This window comes from Pseudomonas sp. AP42 (genome assembly GCF_001728935.1).
GTDB lineage: Bacteria > Pseudomonadota > Gammaproteobacteria > Pseudomonadales > Pseudomonadaceae > Aquipseudomonas > Aquipseudomonas lactis.
On record NZ_LYSO01000119.1, the window covers coordinates 1 to 18,141 of the forward strand.

The following is an 18,141-nucleotide window of genomic DNA, read 5'->3' on the forward strand; positions in this document are numbered from 1 at the left end:
GGCCGTTACCGCAGCAATGGATATGTACCCAATCCAACTGTGTTGACTGCCAGGCCGCATTCGCGAGCAAGCCCGCTCCCACAGTTTGATCGCGGGGCGTCAGGTAGATAAGCATCGGCTGTCAGGGCGTCATCGCAGGCAAGCCAGCTCCCACAGTCTGATTTCGGAGCGTCCGGTGGATATGCGCTGACTGTCGGATCGTCACGGGAGCAAGCGCCCTCGCCACAGGTTCAGCGCCGCACCAGCGTTGTGTAGATAACTACGCTGCGATGGCTCTAACCGCGTTAAGTGTGTTTCTTCAGGGCCGATAGAGGTGCGCATGCCCTGCGCGGTACAGCGACGACTCACTGAAACTGTCACTGGCCAACACCCGGCCCACGACGATCAATGCCGTACGCCGAAACCCCTTGGCCGCGACTTTCTCGGCAATGTCACTCAGCGTACCCACCACCCACTCCTGATCCGGCCAGGTCGCCCTGTGCACCACGGCAATCGGGCAGTCCGCGCCATAGTGCGGCAGCAGTTCGGCGACGATCTTTTCCAGGTGATTGACCCCCAGATGAATTGCCATGGTGGTGCCATGCCGCGCCAGGCTGTCGAAGTCTTCACCGGGGGGCATGCTGGTTTTATCGGCGTAACGGGTCAGGATCACGCTTTGGGCGATGTCCGGCAGGGTCAGTTCGGTCTCCAGCAAGGCCGCGCACGCCGCGACAGCCGTCACTCCTGGAATGATCTGGAACGGGATGCCCAGCTCACGCAAATGGCGGATTTGTTCGCCAATCGCCCCATACAAGCTGGGGTCGCCGGAGTGCACCCGCGCCACATCCTGGCCTTGGGCATGGGCCGTCTTGATCAGCTCGATGATCTGTTCCAGGTGCAGTTCGGCGCTGTTGACCACCTGGAGCGCCTGGTGACCTTCCAGTACGGCGGCGGGCACCAGCGAGCCGGCGTAGATGATCACCGGGCAACTGCGGATCAGCCGCTGGCCCTTGACGGTGATCAATTCCGGGTCGCCGGGGCCGGCGCCGATAAAGTAGACGGTCATGGAGAAGTCCTGTTGAAAAACGGGCGAGCATGAAGATTGCTCATGATCGAGAACGGCAATTATCGGGGTTTTAACCTGCGCAGGCCAATGCAAGGGTGGCCTGTGCGCTTTTCTGGCGGGTGATCAGCAGGCGCGCGGGGCCATTGGACAGGTGCTCGGCCAGGGCCAGGGCGGCGCTTTCGGCCACCCCGTAACAGCCGGTATGGGCAAAGGCCAGCGCTGAGCGATGGCTCAGCCGATGCTCATAGTCCACCAGTTGTTCGGCACTCAAGCACTGCAAGGGCAGGTTCAACCGCTGGGCCAGCGCCAGCAGCCCAGGCTCATCGCGTTTGCGGTCAATGCTTGCCAACGCGGTCACGCGTGAGCGCTCAATGCCGGCCTCGGCCAGAGCGCTGTCCAGCAGTGCCAGCAGGCTGTGAACCTCACAGCCGCGCTGGCAGCCAAGCCCGACAACCAGAATCATGCCGAGTATTGGTCGTCGCGATTGCGGCGAAACAACCAGGCGCTGATCAGGCCCAGGGCCAGCCAGAAGGCCACGTTGGTCAATTGCGAGGCGATCTTGAACTGCGCTTCGAGCGCCTCCGGGGCCAGCATCGAATGCACTTGCGGTTGCGGCGCGCCGATAAAGTGGGGTACGGCAAGGATCGCCAGCCCAAGGCCTTTCAATAGCCAATTGCGCCCGAACACGATCAGCGCCAGGCCGGCGGCGGTCGATGCTGCCGTGCCGATCCACCAGGTCTGGCGCAGCGTCAGGTCAGCGGCCGCGGTACCGGGCAGTTCCGGGGGCAGGCCCAGGGTGGGCGCCAGTACAAAGGTCGCGTAGCCGGCCAGGCCCCAGAGCAGGCCTTGGGCGGTGCGGGTCGGCGCGCGCAGCGTGTAGAGGCCGGCGAGCATCAGTGCAAATCCCACCGCCACTACCAGGTTGCCGCCGGTGGTGGACAGCACGCGCTGCCAGCCATCTTCGGGCTCCCAGGCTTGGGCATCGTGGCTGTGTGCAGTAGCGCCAGCGGAGTGCTCATGCACCACTTCGGTGGCTGGCGGGGCTTTTTCGAAGCTTTCTGCCTGCAGAATCAGCGGGGCGACCCAGAAGCTTTGCAACAGAGTCAGCAGCAAGGCCGCCAACAGCCCAGTGAACCCTGCGGTTTGCGCAATACGCTTGATCATGTCGGCAGCTCTCAATGGCACGGGAACGCGGCGCTGTGGCGGGTATCGTGGGCGGCGTTGTGCACCGCCTCGATATGCGAGAACCCGGCGAAATACACCAGGCACGCGCCAAGGATCGACGCACCGATGGCGGCGGTCAGGCGTTGGCTGAGGGTGGCGGTGCTGCTGGCGGAGTGCGAAGTGCTGCTGATGATCGACATGGCGCGTCCCTTTCAAGTGTCAGGGTGAAACGAGCGCATGAAAACCCCACGCGCCAGGCACGCAGGGTTCGAACAGCGCCCGCCCACCGCGGGTTTGTTATCTGATTTTTTCGGGCCGGTCTCCGGGCTTGCGAGGGGCGGCTCATCAAAGAGTCCTCCTGAAAGCGTCGCCTTCCCATGCAAACGCACAGTGGCCATGACGCTTCGCTCGCTTACCGTTGCGGGGGCAGCACCGGACTGGTCATAGGACTATGACGCACCGGTTTCCCGTTTCACCCTGTGAAGGGCACCCGAAACAAGAGGTGTAGGAGAGCATGGGCCGGGGACGGTAGTCAAATGCTGCAAGCCCCTGTAGCCTTGCACCCTCGAGGTTCTTCGGCCCAGGCCGAAGCTAAGAAGGGAACGCGGTTCAAGCCGCGGCTGCCCCCGCAACTGTGAAGGGTTCAGTTGACTGCCACGCCACTGCCGATAGGGCGGGAAGGCGCAGTCAGCGTTGGTCGCAAGACCTGCACACCCCAAGCCAGGAGACCTGCCTCGCGACTGATTTTCCACTTCAACCGGGCGGGGTGATCCGGTGACGAAATCCGCTGCTGCGCGCCGCCGCAGGGCCTGTCGTCCCGTATGCCCGCCCCAAAGGGCATCCGATGAAAACACTGGCCAAACTTCCCGTCACCATCGTTACCGGCTTCCTTGGCTCGGGCAAAACCACGCTGTTGCGCCATATGCTCGACAACGCCCAGGGCCGTCGCATTGCGGTGATCGTCAACGAGTTCGGCGAGCTGGGCATTGACGGTGAAATCCTCAAGCAGTGTTCTATCGGTTGCACCGAAGAAGAAGCCAATGGCCGTGTCTACGAGCTGGCCAACGGTTGCCTGTGCTGCACCGTGCAGGAAGAGTTCTTCCCGGTGATGCGTGAACTGGTCGCCCGTCGCGGTGACTTGGACCATATCCTCATCGAAACCTCGGGCCTGGCGCTGCCCAAGCCGTTGGTGCAAGCCTTCCAGTGGCCGGAAATCCGCAGCGCCTGCACCGTTGACGCGGTGATCACCGTGGTCGACAGCCCAGCCGTGGCCGCCGGCACCTTTGCCGCCTTCCCGGACCAGGTCGACGCCCAGCGCAAACTTGACCCCAACCTGGACCACGAATCGCCGTTGCACGAGCTGTTCGCCGATCAGTTGGCCAGCGCCGACCTGGTGATTCTCAACAAAACCGACCTGATCAGCGCCGAAGACCTGGCCCGTGTGCGCCTGGAAGTCGCCGAAGAACTGCCGCCCGCGGTGAAGATCATCGAAGCCAGCAGCGGTCGCCTGCCCCTGGACGTGCTGATCGGCCTGGGCGCCGGTTCCGAGGAGCATATCGACGGGCGTCACAGCCATCACGACCATCACCACGAAGGTGAAGACGACCACGATCACGATGCCTTCGACTCCATCTCCATCGACTTGCCCCAAGCCGATGAGGCGCTGCTGCTCGACGCCCTGACCCAGTTGGTAGTGCAGCATGGCATCCTGCGTGTGAAAGGGTTCGCCGCGATCCCCAACAAACCGATGCGCCTGCTGATCCAGGGCGTGGGCACGCGCTTTGACAAGCACTTCGACCGTGCCTGGGGCGCTGACGAAGCACGCACCACGCGCCTGGTACTGATCGGCCAGGAACTGGACGCCGCCGGCCTTGAAGCGCAATTGCGCGCTGCCCTCAGCGTTTAACCATGCACCTGCTCAGGACCCAACCCGGTGGTTTCGTCGCGGACGACAATATTGCCGACCTTGGCCAGACCCCCGCTGAACTGGTGATCCTGTGCAGCGGCGATTCCAGCCTGGCGCTGCTCGCCGAAGCCGCCCAGCAATTGCCCGAGGATTACCCCAGCCTGCGCCTGGCCAACCCGATGCAGGTGCAGAACCATGCCTCGGTCGACCTGTACGTCGACGAGGTATTGCGCCACGCCAAGGTCATCCTGCTGTCATTGCACGGCGGCATCGGCTATTGGCGCTACGGTATTGAGCGCCTGGTGGGGTTGGCCGAACGCGGCGTCACCCTGATCCTGGTGCCGGGTGACGACCGCCCAGACCCGGAACTCAGCGGCCTGAGCACCGTTGCGGCCGAACACCGCGAGCGCCTGTGGCACTTCCTGCGCCAAGGGGGCCTGGGCAATGCCCTGGATTTTTATCACTGCCTGGCCAGTGCTCACCTGGGTCGCGACTATGCCTGGGCCGAGCCGCAAGCGCTGCCGCGCACGGCGATCTATCACCCGCACACCGCCAATGCCCGTCTCAATGACTGGCAGGCCGATTGGCACGCCGATTGGCCCGTGGCTGCGGTGCTGTTCTACCGCTCCCATTTGCAGGCGGCCAATACCGGTTTTATCGATGTGTTCTGCCAGCGCTTACAAGCGGCGGGCCTCAACCCATTGCCGATTGCGGTGGCCAGTTTGAAAGAGCCCGGCTGCCTCACGGTGGTCGAGGACCTGCTGGATGATGTGCAAGCCGCGGTAATTCTGAACACCACCGGCTTTGCCCAATCGAGCCCGGAAGCGCCACATTTGCGCCCGTTTCGCCGCAATATTCCGGTGATCCAGGCGATCTGCGCCCAGGACAACCAACCCGGCTGGCAGGCCAGCGAACAAGGCCTGGGGCCCCGCGACCTGGCGATGCATATAGCCTTGCCGGAGCTGGACGGGCGCATCATCAGCCGGCCGATCAGTTTCAAGGACCTGGCGTGGCGCAGCGAGCGCAGCCAGTCGGACGTGGTGTGCTATCGCGCAGCGCCCGAGCGCATGGATTTTGTCGCTGAGCTGGCACGCCGCTGGGTCGAGTTGGCGCGGGTGCCCAATGCCCAGAAACGGATTGCGTTGATCCTGGCCAACTACCCGACCCGCGACGGTCGCATCGGCAACGGCGTGGGCCTGGACACCCCGGCGGCGGCGCTGAATATCCTGCGCGCCTTGCAAGCCGAAGGCTATCCGGTGGCGGACGTGCTGCCCGACAGCGGCACCGCGCTGATCCATGAACTGCTCGGCGGCGTCACCAACGACCTCGACAGCCTCGACCTGCGCCCCTGCCATCAAAGCCTGGGCCTTGTGGAATACCAGGCGATGTTCGATCGCTTGCCGGCGTCCAATCGCCAGGCTGTGCTGGAGCGTTGGGGCGCCCCGCAAAACGATCCGATGTGCCGCGATGGCCGCATGATGATCGCCGGCCTGCGCCTGGGCCTGACCTTCGTCGGCATCCAGCCGGCCAGGGGTTACCAGGTAGATGCCAGCGCCGTGTACCACGACCCGGACCTGGTACCGCCCCATGGCTACCTGGCGTTCTATTTCTGGCTACGCCATACCTACGGCGCCCACGGCGTGATCCATGTGGGCAAGCACGGCAACCTGGAATGGCTGCCTGGTAAAGGCGTGGGCCTGTCGGAGCACTGCTGGCCGGATGCACTGCTGGGGCCGCTGCCGAATATCTACCCGTTTATCGTCAACGACCCGGGTGAGGGCGCCCAGGCCAAGCGGCGCACCCAGGCGGTGATCATCGACCACCTGATGCCACCGCTGACCCGCGCCGAAACCTACGGCCCGCTGCGTGACCTTGAGTTGCTGGCCGATGAGTATTACGAAGCGCAATTGCTCGACCCGCGCCGTGCCCAGGAGCTGCAAAAAGACATCCTCAAGCTGGTGCGCGAAACCCGTATCGACCAGGAGTTGGAATTGGGCAGTGAGGCGGACGCGGCGGTGTGGCTGCCGCGCCTGGATACCTACCTGTGCGACTTGAAGGAATCGCAGATCCGCGACGGCCTGCATATCTTTGGTGAGTCGCCCGAAGGCCGTTTGCGTATCGACACCTTGCTGGCGCTGCTGCGCATTCCCCGGGGCGATGGCCGGGGCCCGCAGTCGAGCCTGTTGCGGGTGTTGGCCAAGGCTTTCGAGCTGGGGTTTGATCCGCTCGATTGCGCATTGGCCGAGCCCTGGACGGGGCGGCGCCCGTTTGTGTTGCAGAAGATTGACGATCAGCTGTGGCGCACCGCCGGGGATACCCGTGAACGTCTGGAGTTGTACGCAGCGCGCTTGATCGAGCAGGCATTGGAAGGGCCTATCGAGCAGTTGGAAGAGCCCGGCTGGCACGAGGTGAAGTCGGTGATCGAAAGCCTGCGCATTGTCGTCGCGCCACGCCTGGATGCCTGCGGCCCCGCAGAGATGCGTGGTTTGCTAGATGCCTTGAGTGGGTGCTTTGTCCCGGCGGGGCCCAGTGGCGCGCCGAGTCGCGGACGGCTCGACGTGCTGCCGACGGGGCGTAACTTCTTTACCGTGGACGTACGCAACCTGCCAACCACCACGGCGTGGCGTCTGGGTTTCCAGTCAGCCAACCTGATTCTTGAGCGGCACCTGCAAGACCATGGCGACCACCTGCGTCAGCTCGGCCTGTCGGTGTGGGGCACTGCCACGATGCGCACTGGCGGTGACGATATTGCCCAGGCCATGGCGCTGATGGGCGTGCGCCCGGTATGGGCCACCGGCAGCCAGCGGGTGGACGATTTCGAGATCCTGCCAATCAGCTTATTGGACCGCCCGCGTGTGGATGTGACCCTGCGCGTGTCCGGGTTCTTTCGCGATGCGTTTGCCAACCTGATCCGCCTGTTCGATGCGGCGGTGCAGGCGGTAGCGGCCCTGGATGAACCCGACGACATGAACCCGCTGGCCGCCAAGGTGCGCAGTGAACGCCAAGCGCTGCTTGTGTCGGGCCAGGATGAAGCAGCAGCGGCCAAGCAGGCCGGCTGGCGCATCTTTGGCGCCAAGCCGGGCGCCTATGGCGCAGGCGTGCAGGGCGCGATTGACGGGCGCCTGTGGCAGAGCCGCGAGGACTTGGCCGAGGTCTACCTGAACTGGGGTGGCTACGCCTACGGTGGCTCCGATGAAGGCACCGCAGCCCGCGAGCAATTTGCCCAGCGTTTGAGCCAGGTGCAGGCGGTGTTGCAGAACCAGGACAATCGCGAGCACGATTTGCTCGACTCCAACGACTACTACCAATTCCAGGGCGGCATGCTGGCCGCCGTGGAAACCCTGAGCGGTGACAAGGCCGCCAGCTACCATGGCGACCACAGCCAGCCGGACGTGCCGAAAATCCGCACCTTGAAGGAAGAGCTCAACCGGGTGATCCGTTCCCGCGCGGCCAACCCCAAGTGGATCGAAGGCGTGAAGCGCCATGGCTATAAAGGCGCGTTTGAAATGGCCGCGACCGTGGACAACCTGTTCGCCTTCGACGCCACCACCGCGCTGATTGACGATCACCAATATGCCTTGCTCGCCGATGCCTACCTACTGGACCCCGACACCCGTGCCTTTGTGCAACAGCACAACCCCGATGCCCTGCGCGACATGACCGAGCGCATGCTCGAAGCTCAACAACGTGGCTTGTGGCAGGCACCGGGGGCGTACCGCGAAGCCTTGGAAAACCTGTTGCTGGACATAGAAGAAGACAGCTGATGACTGATACTCCCCATTTCCCGCTGTCCGCCGTGGTCGGCGCCGATGACTTGAAACTCGCGCTGTGCCTGGCCGCCATTGACCCGAAGATTGGCGGCGTGCTGATCGAAGGGCCACGGGGCATGGCCAAGTCCACCCTGGCCCGTGGGCTGGCAGACCTGCTGGCCAGCGGGCAATTTGTCACTTTGCCCCTGGGCGCGACCGAAGAGCGCCTGGTCGGCACCTTGGACCTGGACGCCGCACTGGGCGAGGGCCGCGCGCAATTTTCCCCTGGCGTGTTGGCCAAGGCCGACGGCGGTGTGTTGTACGTGGATGAAGTCAACCTGCTGGCGGACCACTTGGTGGATCTGCTGTTGGACGTGGCGGCCAGCGGCACCAACCTGATCGAACGCGACGGGATTTCCCATCGCCATGCGGCGCGCTTTGTTTTGATCGGCACCATGAACCCGGAGGAGGGCGAGCTGCGCCCGCAGTTGCTCGACCGCTTCGGCTTCAACGTGGCCTTGAGCGGGCAGACCTTGCCCGCCGAGCGTGGGCAGATCATCCGGCGTCGCCTGGATTTCGATACCGACCCAGCTGCGTTCTGCGCGCAGTGGGCGCCAGCCCAAGCTGCCTTGCGCGAACGTTGCACCCAGGCGCGGGCACGGCTCGATAGCATCGCCCTGGATGACCAGGCGCTGGCCCGCATCACCGAGCGCTGCTTTGCCGCAGGGGTCGACGGCTTGCGCGCCGATTTGGTCTGGTTGCGTGGCGCCCGTGCCCACGCGGCGTGGCGTGGTGCGGCCGCTATCGAGCAGGAAGATATCGATGCGGTGGCAGAGTTTGCCTTGCGCCATCGTCGTCAGCGACAGACTCCGCCAGGCGCGCCGCCCCAGCCGAATGACGGGCCGTCGTCGCAACCCTCTGACACTTCGCCCGGCCAAGGCCAGTGGGGCGATATGCCCGCCCCCGCCTTGCCTACGGGCGCACGCCGCGATGTACCCACCTGGCCAAAAAAGCCCTAGGCATCCGCCCCCGACCTGACGCGGGGGCGGATGCCCGGCCCCAGGCGGGGCGATTGAACACCGGCCGGCAGGGCAAGGCCCGCAGCGCACAGCGCGGGGCGATCAATTGGCCGGGCACGTTGCTCGGTGGGCGACCGCAATGCCGTGCTGACCTGCTGTTTCATCTGCGTAGCCGGTCAGCCCCTGAGCTGTGGCTGGTGATTGTCGATGCCTCGGCGTCCACGCGGCGCCATCGGGCGTTGACCGACGCCAAGGGGTTGTTGGCTCAGTTGTTTGACGATGCTTATCAGCAACGGGCGCGCATGGCGTTGCTCACGGCTAGCGGGCAATCGCCGAAGTGGCAGGTGCAAGGCTTGAAGGCGGCGAAAGGCTTGGCCGAGTGGTTGGCGCAGTTGGGCGCGGGTGGCGGGACACCATTGCTGGCTGCGCTGACGGAGGCGGGGTATTGGTTGGCGGCACGGCGCAAGCGCTATCCCGCCGAGCAGCAGAAGTTGCTGGTGGTGACCGATGGACGGCTCAAGGCGATGGGCGCGCTGCCGCGGTTGGAGTGCCCAGGTATGTTGATTGATATCGAGCGTGGGCCGATCAGGTTGGGGCGGGCTGAGGGATTGGCGGTGGGGTTGCAGTTGGAGTATCAGCATATCGATGATGTGTAGTGCCAGGGAGGGCGCATTCGCGAGCAAGCCCGCTCCCACATTTGTCCGCATTCCAACGGATGTACTGGGTCGAATGTGGGAGCGGGCTTGCTCGCGAAGAGGCCCTCAAACACACCACACAAGTATCAGCCTGTCCCCGGCACATTCGGCCAAAGATCGGCCACCAGAAACAACCGCTCGGCTTCTTCCCACTCCTCACCGTTGGGCACCATGCGCACCAGCAACTGCGCCGGGGCCATTGGGTCCAGGTCTGCCAGCCAACCTTGCATCTGCACCTCACTCCACACTTCATCCGCCGGGTAATGCGCCGGCGCCAGCCAGGCATGCCGGGGCAGGGGTTGCCAGCGGCCCGCTGGGCGAGTGCTGACAAAGTCCGCCCAATCGCGCTGATGCAACCAGCGCCCACGCAGGTGCTGCGGGTGAGCGCCGAGCGGGGATTGCGCCGCGCCAGGCCAGGGGTAGAGCAGGTAGCCGCCGAGCCACAAATGCGCATCGAACTGTTGGATATCCAACGCCGCCAAGGCCTCGCGGCTTTCTGCCCGCGCGGAGATCGGCAATTGATGCTGGGCCAGGTGCGCCAGTTTGCGGTCCAGCCGGTCATGGCAGCCAGGCCCCAGCCATTGCGCAGTGTCCTGGCCATTGCCGTCCTGCGGGCCCAGGTAAAGTTTGATCGCCAGCTCCAGGTGATGCACGCCATCGCGGTCGCGCAGCAGCATGTCCAGCTCGCCCAGGGTGTGCCCGGCACGGCGGATCGGCAGGTTGGCGGCCAGCAACTCCACGCCCGGCGCATGCTGCACCGCAAATTGCCACAAGCGCTCGTAATACAGGCCCAGGCGCCGGGTGCGTGACAGGCTCAGCCACTGCTGCAACGCGCTGCTGTCCTGGTCCAACTGGCGCAGCCAGGCTTCGAGCTGATGAGGGGCCTGCACCCAGTCACTGCCGGCCAGCGGGTGGCGCTGGGGCCAAGGCGTCTGCGCCAGCATCGGTGGCGCGAGCATTACCCACGCCAGGTCGCGCACCTCGGGGTGGCGCAATTGGCGGGGCAGGGTGTGCAAGTCGGGGAATGGCGTCATGCTCCGAGCATAGCCTTTTCAGCGCGCGCAAGGTGCCTGAGAACCATTGTCATCAAGGCCTGGCGGCGACAAAGGATTTTGCCTGAGGCGGCCTTTCGCCCATAATCGCTCTTTTTGCCTCACCCCAGATCCCGCAGGAGCCCCATGGAGCACTTTCGCAATATCGGCATTATCGGTCGCCTGGGCAGTACCCAGGTGTTGGACACCGTCCGCCGGCTGAAGAAGTTTCTGCTCGAGCGCCACCTGCATGTGATCCTCGAAGACACCATCGCTGAAATCCTCCCCGGCCACGGCCTGCAAACTTCGTCGCGCAAGATGCTCGGCGAGGTGTGCGACATGGTCATCGTGGTCGGTGGCGATGGCAGCCTGCTCGGCGCCGCCCGAGCGCTGGCGCGGCATAACGTGCCAGTGCTGGGGATCAACCGCGGCAGCCTGGGGTTCCTCACTGACATCCGCCCCGATGAGCTGGAAGTCGAAGTGGCGAAGGTGCTCGACGGCCATTACCTGGTGGAAAACCGCTTCCTGTTGCAAGCCGAAGTGCGCCGCCACGGCGAGGCGATCGGCCAGGGCGATGCCCTCAACGACGTGGTGCTGCACCCCGGCAAGTCCACGCGCATGATCGAGTTCGAGCTGTACATCGACGGCCAGTTCGTGTGCAGCCAGAAGGCCGACGGCCTGATCGTCGCCACGCCCACAGGTTCCACCGCCTACGCGCTGTCGGCCGGCGGCCCGATCATGCACCCCAAGCTCGATGCCATTGTGATCGTGCCGATGTACCCCCATATGTTGTCCAGTCGGCCAATTGTGGTCGATGGCAACAGTGAGCTGAAAATCGTGGTGTCCAAAGACATGCAAATCTACCCGCAAGTCTCCTGCGACGGGCAGAACCATTTCACCTGCGCCCCCGGTGACACCATCACCGTGAGCAAGAAGGCACAGAAGTTGCGCTTGATCCACCCGCTGGATCACAACTACTACGAAGTGTGCCGCACCAAGTTGGGCTGGGGCAGCCGCTTGGGAGGTGGAGGCGACTGATGCTCGATCCCGCGCGTAGCTACGACCTGATTGGTGACGTGCACGGTTGCGCTCATACCCTTGAGCACTTGCTCGACCAATTGGGTTACCACAAGCAGGGCGGCACCTGGCGCCATCCGTCACGCATGGCCGTGTTCCTGGGCGATATCATCGACCGTGGCCCACGCATCCGCGAGGCGCTGCATATCGTCCACGATATGACCGAGGCCGGCCAGGCGCTGTGCATCATGGGCAACCACGAGTTCAATGCGCTGGGCTGGACCACGCCGGCCCCGCCGGGCAGCGGCAAGCAGTTTGTGCGTGAGCACAACCCGCGCCACGCCCGCTTGATCCACGAGACCCTGACCCAGTTCGAACACCACCCGGCCGATTGGCACGACTTCCTCGGCTGGTTCTACGACATGCCGCTGTTTGTCGACGCCGGGCGTTTTCGCGTGGTGCACGCGTGCTGGGACGACGGCTTTATCCAGCCGCTGCGCGCAACCTTCCCGGATGGCTGCATCGACCAACACTTCCTGCAAGCCGCTGCCGTACCGGGCAGTTTCGCCTGCAACGCGTTCGATCGCCTGTTGCGCGGCACCGATATGCGCCTGCCCGACGGGCTCACCCTGACCGGTGGCGATGGCCTTACGCGCTCGTTCTTCCGTACCAAGTTCTGGGAAGATGACCCCAAGACCTACGGCGACATCGTGTTCCAGCCCGACGCCTTGCCGGAGCCGGTGGCGCGTACGCCATTGTCGTCCACACAAAAGAATTCCCTGCTGCGCTATGGCGTCGATGAACCGCTGTTGTTCGTCGGCCACTACTGGCGCAGTGGCAAACCGGCACCGATCCGCCCGAACCTGGCCTGCCTGGACTACAGCGCCGTGCTCTACGGCAAGCTGGTGGCGTATCGACTGGACCAGGAAACCCAACTGGATCCGCATAAATTCGTATGGGTCGACGTTGAGCGACCAGAGGCCATTCCATGAGTACCGTAGCTGTATTGCGCTTGCCCCTGAGCGTCGACCTGGGTGGCTTCGTCAAGTTGCTGCACCGCATGCAGGTGCCGCACCGCGTCAGCGAGGAGGCCGGTGAACAGGTGCTGTGGGTGCCCGAGGCCATCAGCGACGATGTGCGCGTGTTGTATCAACGTTTCCCCGCTGGCGACCCGGACCAGCAACTGGACATTCCCGAGCAGGCGCCCGCTGCGCGGCCAGGTTTTGTCCAGCAGGTGCGCCACAGCCCGGTCACCGCGCTGGTGCTGTTGGCTAGCCTTATCGTGGGTGCCGTGACCCTGCTGGGTGAAAACCTGCAAGCCATGGCCTGGCTGACCTTCCTGCCGTTCCGGGTGCTGGGCGAGTACATCCAGTTCACGCCGCTGGCCGACACCCTGGCCTCGGGGCAGTGGTGGCGCCTGGTCACGCCGATGCTGATCCACTTCGGCATCCTGCATCTGGCCATGAACGGCATGTGGTACTGGGAGCTGGGCCGGCGCATTGAAGCGCGCCAGGGCGGAATCAACCTGCTGGGCCTGACCCTGTTGTTCAGCCTGGCCTCCAACTATGCGCAATACGCTTACGGTGGCCCCGGTTTGTTTGGCGGCTTGTCCGGCGTGTTGTATGGCCTGCTCGGGCATTGCTGGATCTTTCAATTATTGTCGCCCAACCCGGCCTATCGCCTGCCCCGTGGGGTGCTGGTGATGATGCTGGTGTGGTTGCTGCTCTGCCTGTCGGGGCTGGTCTCGATGATCGGTTTCGGCGAAATCGCCAACGCGGCCCATGTGGGCGGCTTGGTCATCGGTTGCTTGACGGGTTTGCTCGGCGGTTTGTACAACCGTCGCAAAGCGTCTCTTTGATAAGGAAGAGCCTTATGTCCTCTTTTGCTGAAATGATCGAAAACATCACCCCGGACATCTACGAGAGCCTCAAGCTCGCGGTAGAGATCGGCAAATGGTCCGATGGCCGCAAGCTCACCGCCGAGCAGCGCGAGCTGTCGTTGCAAGCGGTGATCGCCTGGGAAATCCAGAACCTGCCCGAAGACCAGCGCACCGGCTATATGGGCCCGCAGGAATGCGCGTCGAAATCGGCACCGGTACCCAACATCCTGTTCAAGTCGGATGCGATCCATTGATTGAAATTGGTCGCGGTGCAGTCAGCAAAATGTCGGCGCAACTCGGTGAGCCGACCGTTCAATACGCCTTTCGCTTAGGAAACACCGAGGTGCCGGTCAATCCGCTGATCGGCACCCATGTACGCCTGGAGTACCTGGGCGCGATTCATTGCAGCCATTGCGGGCGCAAGACCAAGACCAGCTTCAGCCAGGGCTATTGCTACCCGTGCATGACCAAGCTGGCCCAGTGTGACTTGTGCATCATGAGCCCCGAGCGTTGCCATTACGATGCCGGTACCTGCCGCGATCCAAGCTGGGGCGAGACATTCTGCATGACCGACCACGTGGTGTACCTGGCCAACTCGTCGGGCATCAAGGTCGGCATTACGCGGGCTACGCAGTTGCCCACCCGTTGGCTGGACCAGGGCGCCAGCCAGGCGCTGCCGATCATGCGCGTGGCGACGCGCCAGCAATCGGGCTTCGTCGAAGACCTGTTTCGCAGCCAGGTGGCCGACAAGACCAACTGGCGCGCCTTGCTCAAGGGCGATGCGCAATCGGTGGACCTCAAGCAGGTGCGTGACGAGCTGTTCGCCTCTTGCGCCGAGGGCTTGCTGGGTTTGCAGGAACGCTTTGGGCTGCAAGCCATCCAAACCATTGCCGACATCGAGCCGATTGAAATCCGCTACCCGGTCGAGCAGTATCCGACCAAGATCGTCAGCTTCAACCTGGACAAGAACCCGATTGCCGAAGGCACGCTGCTGGGGATCAAGGGCCAATACCTGATCTTCGACACCGGCGTCATCAACATTCGTAAATACACGGCCTACCAGCTCGCCGTGCATCAGTAGAAGGATCCCCAGCATGCGCACCGAACAACCGAAGATGATTTACCTGAAGGACTATCAGGCGCCGGACTACCTGATCGACGAGACGCACCTGACCTTCGAGTTGTTCGAGGACCACAGCCTGGTCCACGCGCAGCTGGTGATGCGCCGCAACCCCGAGCGCGGTACCGGCCTGCCACCGCTGGTGCTCGATGGCCAGCAGCTTGAGTTGCTGAGCGTCACCCTCGCGGATCAGGAACTGACCGCCGCCGATTACCAGCTGACCGACAGCCACCTGACCCTGCAGCCCCAGCGTGAAACCTTCACCCTGGACACCACGGTCAAGATCCACCCGGAAACCAACACCGCCCTGGAAGGCTTGTACAAATCCAGCGGTATGTTCTGCACCCAGTGCGAGGCCGAAGGTTTCCGCAAGATCACCTATTACCTCGACCGCCCGGATGTGATGAGCGTGTTCACCACCACGGTGATCGCCGAGCAGCACAGCTACCCGGTGCTGTTGTCCAACGGCAACCCGATCGCCAGCGGCCCTGGTGAAGACGGCCGGCACTGGGCGACCTGGGAAGATCCGTTCAAGAAGCCGGCGTACCTGTTTGCGTTGGTGGCCGGTGACCTGTGGTGCGTCGAAGACAGCTTCACCACCATGACCAACCGCGAAGTCGCGCTGCGCATCTACGTCGAGCCGGAAAATATCGACAAGTGCCAGCACGCCATGACCAGCCTGAAAAAATCCATGCGCTGGGACGAAGAGACCTACGGCCGCGAGTACGACCTGGACATCTTCATGATCGTCGCGGTCAACGACTTCAACATGGGCGCCATGGAAAACAAGGGCCTCAACATCTTCAACTCCAGCGCCGTGCTGGCCCGCGCCGAAACCGCCACCGATGCCGCTCACCAGCGCGTCGAGGCCATCGTTGCCCACGAATACTTCCACAACTGGTCGGGCAACCGCGTGACCTGCCGCGACTGGTTCCAGCTGTCGCTCAAGGAAGGCTTCACCGTGTTCCGTGACTCGGGCTTCTCGGCCGACATGAACTCGGCCACGGTCAAGCGCATCCAGGACGTGGCGTACCTGCGTACCCACCAGTTCGCTGAAGATGCCGGCCCCATGGCCCACGCCGTGCGCCCGGACAGCTTTATCGAGATTTCCAACTTCTACACCCTGACCGTGTATGAAAAGGGCTCGGAAGTGGTCGGCATGATCCACACCTTGCTCGGCGCCGAGGGCTTTCGCAAAGGCAGCGACCTGTATTTCGAACGCCATGACGGCCAGGCCGTGACCTGCGACGACTTCATCAAGGCCATGGAAGACGCCAATGGTGCCGACCTCAGCCAGTTCAAGCGCTGGTACAGCCAGGCCGGCACCCCACGTCTGGCGGTGAGCGAAGCCTACGATGCGGCGGCCAAGACCTACAGCCTGACCTTCCGCCAGAGCTGCCCGCCGACCCCGGACAAGGTCGAGAAACTGCCCTTCGTGATCCCGGTGGAGCTGGGCTTGCTGGACGGGCAGGGCGCCGGTATCGCTTTGCGCCTGGCCGGTGAGGCGACGGCAGGTGGCACTTCGCGGGTAATCTCGGTGACCGAAGCGGAGCAGACGTTTACCTTCGTCGACATCGCTGAAAAACCCTTGCCTTCGTTGCTGCGGGGTTTCTCGGCGCCGGTGAAGCTCAGCTTCCCCTACAGCCGCGATCAACTGATGTTCCTGATGCAGCACGACAGCGACGGTTTCAACCGCTGGGATGCTGGCCAGCAGTTGGCCGTGCAGGTATTGCAGGAACTGATCGGCCAACACCAGGCCGGCCAGGCGCTGAAGCTCGACCAACGCTTGATCGACGCGCTGCGCACGGTGTTGAGCGATGAAAGCCTGGACCAGGCCATGGTCGCCGAAATGCTTTCGCTGCCGAGTGAAGCCTACCTCACGGAAATCAGCGAAGTGGCGGATGTGGACGCCATCCACGCTGCCCGCGAGTTTGCCCGCAAGCAACTGGCCGACAACCTGTTCGAAGGGTTGTGGCTGCGCTATCAGGCCAACCGTGAGCTGTCTAAGCAAACGCCATATGTGGCAGAGGCCGAGCACTTCGCCCGGCGTGCCCTGCAGAATATCGCGCTGTCGTACTTGATGCTCAGTGGCAAGCCAGAAGTGTTGGCGGCCACCCTGGATCAGTTCGACACCAGCGATAACATGACCGAACGCCTGACGGCGTTGGCGGTGCTGGTGAACTCGCCGTTTGAAGCAGAGAAAGCCCAGGCCTTGGCGGTGTTTGCCGAGAACTTCAAGGACAACCCGCTGGTCATGGACCAATGGTTCAGCGTCCAGGCCGGCAGCACCTTGCCGGGCGGGCTGGCGCGGGTCAAGGCGTTGATGGAGCACCCGGCGTTCACCATCAAGAACCCCAACAAGGTGCGCGCGCTGGTGGGCGCCTTTGCCGGGCAGAACCTGATCAACTTCCATGCGGCGGATGGCTCGGGTTACCGCTTCCTGGCGGACCTGGTGATCCAGCTCAATACCTTGAACCCGCAGATCGCCTCGCGCCAACTGGCGCCGTTGACCCGCTGGCGTAAATACGACAGCGCCCGGCAGGCGCTGATGAAAGCGGAGCTGGAACGCATCCTGGGCGCGGGTGAGCTGTCCAGCGATGTGTTTGAGGTGGTCAGCAAGAGCCTGGCGTAACCCTCACAGCCCTAACGCGATCCCCCTGTGCGGGCTTGCTCGCGAAAGCGGTGTGTCAGTCAATATTGATGTCGACTGACCCACCGCCTTCGCGAGCAAACCCGCTCCCACAGGGGATCTGTGCCAGGCGCAGATTTTGTGGGTAGTACATGACCAATGTGGGAGCTGGCTTGCCTGCGAAAGCGGTGGTTCAGTTAAAGCTTCAGTGACTGACACACCCGCGGGCAAGCCCGCTCCCACAGGGGATCTGTGCTAGGCGCTGATTCTGTGGGCAATACATGATTAATGTGGGAGCTGGCTTGCCTGCGAAAGCGGTGGTTCAGCTAAAGCTTCAGTGGCTGACACACCGCTTTCGCGGGCAAGCCCGCTCCCACAGAGGGATCTGTGCCAGGCGCAGATTTTGTGGGTAGTACGTGACCAATGTGGTAGCTGGCTTGCCTGCGAAAGCGGTGGTTCAGCTAAAGCTTCAGTGGATGACACACCGCTTTCGCGAGCAAGCCCGCTCCCACAGGGGGATCTGTGCTAGGCGCAGATTTTGTGGGTAGTACATGACCAATGTGGGAGCTGGGTTGCCTGCGAAAGCGGTGGTTCAGCTAAAGCTTCAGTGGCTGACACACCGCTTTCGCGAGCAAGCCCGCTCCCACAGGGGATCTGTGCCAGGCGCTGATTTTGTGGGTAGTACATGACCAATGTGGGAGCTGGCTTGCCTGCGAAAGCGGTGGTTCAGTTAAAGATTCAGTGACTGACACACCGTCTTCGCGAGCAAGCCCGCTCCCACAGGGGGATCTGTGCCAGGCGCTGATTTTGTGGGTAGTACATGACCAATGTGGGAGCTGGCTTGCCTGCGAAAGCGGTGGTTCAGCTAAAGCTTCAGTGGCTGACAC

15 protein-coding genes and 2 riboswitches are annotated in these 18,141 nt (G+C 63.3%); of the genes, 10 read left to right on the forward strand and 5 right to left on the reverse strand.

What is annotated here, in order from left to right; genetic code table 11:
* Positions 1 to 298: 298 nt before the first annotated feature.
* From cobM to A7K61_RS26265, 4 genes are all read right to left on the reverse strand, one after another.
* On the reverse strand, positions 299 to 1,045 hold the full coding sequence (gene cobM / locus A7K61_RS26250) for a precorrin-4 C(11)-methyltransferase (protein WP_069558666.1): 747 nt from the start codon (positions 1,043 to 1,045) through the stop codon (positions 299 to 301).
* 70 nt (positions 1,046 to 1,115) lie between these two features.
* Positions 1,116 to 1,508: a cobalamin biosynthesis protein gene (locus A7K61_RS26255; protein WP_044273398.1), complete on the reverse strand. Its 393-nt coding sequence runs from the start codon at positions 1,506 to 1,508 to the stop codon at positions 1,116 to 1,118.
* The gene (locus A7K61_RS26260; protein ID WP_069558667.1) at positions 1,505 to 2,209 is read right to left on the reverse strand and encodes a CbtA family protein; all 705 of its coding nucleotides are present in this window, start codon (positions 2,207 to 2,209) and stop codon (positions 1,505 to 1,507) included. The genes A7K61_RS26255 and A7K61_RS26260 overlap by 4 nt, the downstream gene beginning before the upstream one ends.
* An 11-nt stretch (positions 2,210 to 2,220) precedes the next feature.
* The gene (locus A7K61_RS26265) at positions 2,221 to 2,409 is read right to left on the reverse strand and encodes a CbtB-domain containing protein (protein ID WP_032875937.1); all 189 of its coding nucleotides are present in this window, start codon (positions 2,407 to 2,409) and stop codon (positions 2,221 to 2,223) included.
* A gap of 95 nt (positions 2,410 to 2,504) precedes the next feature.
* A riboswitch (cobalamin riboswitch) is annotated at positions 2,505 to 2,718 on the reverse strand.
* Positions 2,719 to 2,760: 42 nt separating this feature from the next.
* A riboswitch (cobalamin riboswitch) is annotated at positions 2,761 to 2,961 on the forward strand.
* 92 nt (positions 2,962 to 3,053) lie between these two features.
* Here A7K61_RS26265 and cobW point away from each other — a divergent pair.
* From cobW to A7K61_RS26285, 4 genes are read left to right on the forward strand one after another with little or no spacing between them, the layout of a single operon-like run.
* Positions 3,054 to 4,115: a cobalamin biosynthesis protein CobW gene (gene cobW / locus A7K61_RS26270; protein WP_047710668.1), complete on the forward strand. Its 1,062-nt coding sequence runs from the start codon at positions 3,054 to 3,056 to the stop codon at positions 4,113 to 4,115.
* 2 nt (positions 4,116 to 4,117) lie between these two features.
* Positions 4,118 to 7,879 carry a cobaltochelatase subunit CobN gene (gene cobN / locus A7K61_RS26275; protein WP_069558668.1) on the forward strand — a complete coding sequence of 1,254 codons (3,762 nt, stop codon included), beginning with the start codon at positions 4,118 to 4,120 and terminating at the stop codon, positions 7,877 to 7,879.
* Positions 7,879 to 8,883: an ATP-binding protein gene (locus tag A7K61_RS26280; RefSeq protein ID WP_069558669.1), complete on the forward strand. Its 1,005-nt coding sequence runs from the start codon at positions 7,879 to 7,881 to the stop codon at positions 8,881 to 8,883. The genes cobN and A7K61_RS26280 overlap by 1 nt, the downstream gene beginning before the upstream one ends.
* A 53-nt stretch (positions 8,884 to 8,936) precedes the next feature.
* On the forward strand, positions 8,937 to 9,539 hold the full coding sequence (locus A7K61_RS26285) for a VWA domain-containing protein (RefSeq protein WP_069558670.1): 603 nt from the start codon (positions 8,937 to 8,939) through the stop codon (positions 9,537 to 9,539).
* A gap of 125 nt (positions 9,540 to 9,664) precedes the next feature.
* Here the strand turns inward: A7K61_RS26285 and A7K61_RS26290 are convergent, their stop codons facing one another.
* Positions 9,665 to 10,612: a DUF1853 family protein gene (locus A7K61_RS26290; RefSeq protein ID WP_069558671.1), complete on the reverse strand. Its 948-nt coding sequence runs from the start codon at positions 10,610 to 10,612 to the stop codon at positions 9,665 to 9,667.
* Positions 10,613 to 10,756: 144 nt separating this feature from the next.
* On the opposite strand from A7K61_RS26290, the gene A7K61_RS26295 reads away from it, so the two are divergent.
* Genes A7K61_RS26295 through pepN form a run of 6 tightly spaced genes read left to right on the forward strand, consistent with a single transcriptional unit; the run spans position 10,757 to position 17,257 of the window.
* Entirely contained in the window at positions 10,757 to 11,647 is an 891-nt protein-coding gene (locus A7K61_RS26295) for an NAD(+) kinase (RefSeq protein ID WP_003190745.1), read from the forward strand.
* Positions 11,644 to 12,618 carry a metallophosphoesterase gene (locus A7K61_RS26300; RefSeq protein WP_171905496.1) on the forward strand — a complete coding sequence of 325 codons (975 nt, stop codon included), beginning with the start codon at positions 11,644 to 11,646 and terminating at the stop codon, positions 12,616 to 12,618. Before A7K61_RS26295 ends, A7K61_RS26300 begins: the two co-directional genes overlap by 4 nt.
* Positions 12,615 to 13,484: a rhomboid family intramembrane serine protease gene (locus tag A7K61_RS26305; protein WP_044273406.1), complete on the forward strand. Its 870-nt coding sequence runs from the start codon at positions 12,615 to 12,617 to the stop codon at positions 13,482 to 13,484. Before A7K61_RS26300 ends, A7K61_RS26305 begins: the two co-directional genes overlap by 4 nt.
* 14 nt (positions 13,485 to 13,498) lie before the next feature.
* Positions 13,499 to 13,759 (forward strand): YeaC family protein, encoded by a 261-nt coding sequence (locus tag A7K61_RS26310; RefSeq protein ID WP_016972751.1) that lies wholly within the window; start codon positions 13,499 to 13,501, stop codon positions 13,757 to 13,759.
* Positions 13,756 to 14,586: a DUF2797 domain-containing protein gene (locus tag A7K61_RS26315; RefSeq protein WP_044273407.1), complete on the forward strand. Its 831-nt coding sequence runs from the start codon at positions 13,756 to 13,758 to the stop codon at positions 14,584 to 14,586. The genes A7K61_RS26310 and A7K61_RS26315 overlap by 4 nt, the downstream gene beginning before the upstream one ends.
* A gap of 13 nt (positions 14,587 to 14,599) precedes the next feature.
* Complete coding sequence (pepN, locus tag A7K61_RS26320) at positions 14,600 to 17,257, forward strand: aminopeptidase N (RefSeq protein ID WP_069558673.1); 2,658 nt, start codon at positions 14,600 to 14,602, stop codon at positions 17,255 to 17,257.
* Positions 17,258 to 18,141 lie beyond the last annotated feature (884 nt).

What these genes read in the sequence shown, in the direction of transcription:
- cobM (WP_069558666.1), bottom strand. Translation starts at nt 1,045, where the DNA reads ATGACCGTCTACTTTATCGGCGCCGGCCCCGGCGACCCGGAATTGATC.
- A7K61_RS26255 (WP_044273398.1), bottom strand. Translation starts at nt 1,508, where the DNA reads ATGATTCTGGTTGTCGGGCTTGGCTGCCAGCGCGGCTGTGAGGTTCAC.
- A7K61_RS26260 (WP_069558667.1), bottom strand. Translation starts at nt 2,209, where the DNA reads ATGATCAAGCGTATTGCGCAAACCGCAGGGTTCACTGGGCTGTTGGCG.
- A7K61_RS26265 (WP_032875937.1), bottom strand. Translation starts at nt 2,409, where the DNA reads ATGTCGATCATCAGCAGCACTTCGCACTCCGCCAGCAGCACCGCCACC.
- cobW (WP_047710668.1), top strand. Translation starts at nt 3,054, where the DNA reads ATGAAAACACTGGCCAAACTTCCCGTCACCATCGTTACCGGCTTCCTT.
- cobN (WP_069558668.1), top strand. Translation starts at nt 4,118, where the DNA reads ATGCACCTGCTCAGGACCCAACCCGGTGGTTTCGTCGCGGACGACAAT.
- A7K61_RS26280 (WP_069558669.1), top strand. Translation starts at nt 7,879, where the DNA reads ATGACTGATACTCCCCATTTCCCGCTGTCCGCCGTGGTCGGCGCCGAT.
- A7K61_RS26290 (WP_069558671.1), bottom strand. Translation starts at nt 10,612, where the DNA reads ATGACGCCATTCCCCGACTTGCACACCCTGCCCCGCCAATTGCGCCAC.
- A7K61_RS26295 (WP_003190745.1), top strand. Translation starts at nt 10,757, where the DNA reads ATGGAGCACTTTCGCAATATCGGCATTATCGGTCGCCTGGGCAGTACC.
- A7K61_RS26305 (WP_044273406.1), top strand. Translation starts at nt 12,615, where the DNA reads ATGAGTACCGTAGCTGTATTGCGCTTGCCCCTGAGCGTCGACCTGGGT.
- A7K61_RS26310 (WP_016972751.1), top strand. Translation starts at nt 13,499, where the DNA reads ATGTCCTCTTTTGCTGAAATGATCGAAAACATCACCCCGGACATCTAC.
- pepN (WP_069558673.1), top strand. Translation starts at nt 14,600, where the DNA reads ATGCGCACCGAACAACCGAAGATGATTTACCTGAAGGACTATCAGGCG.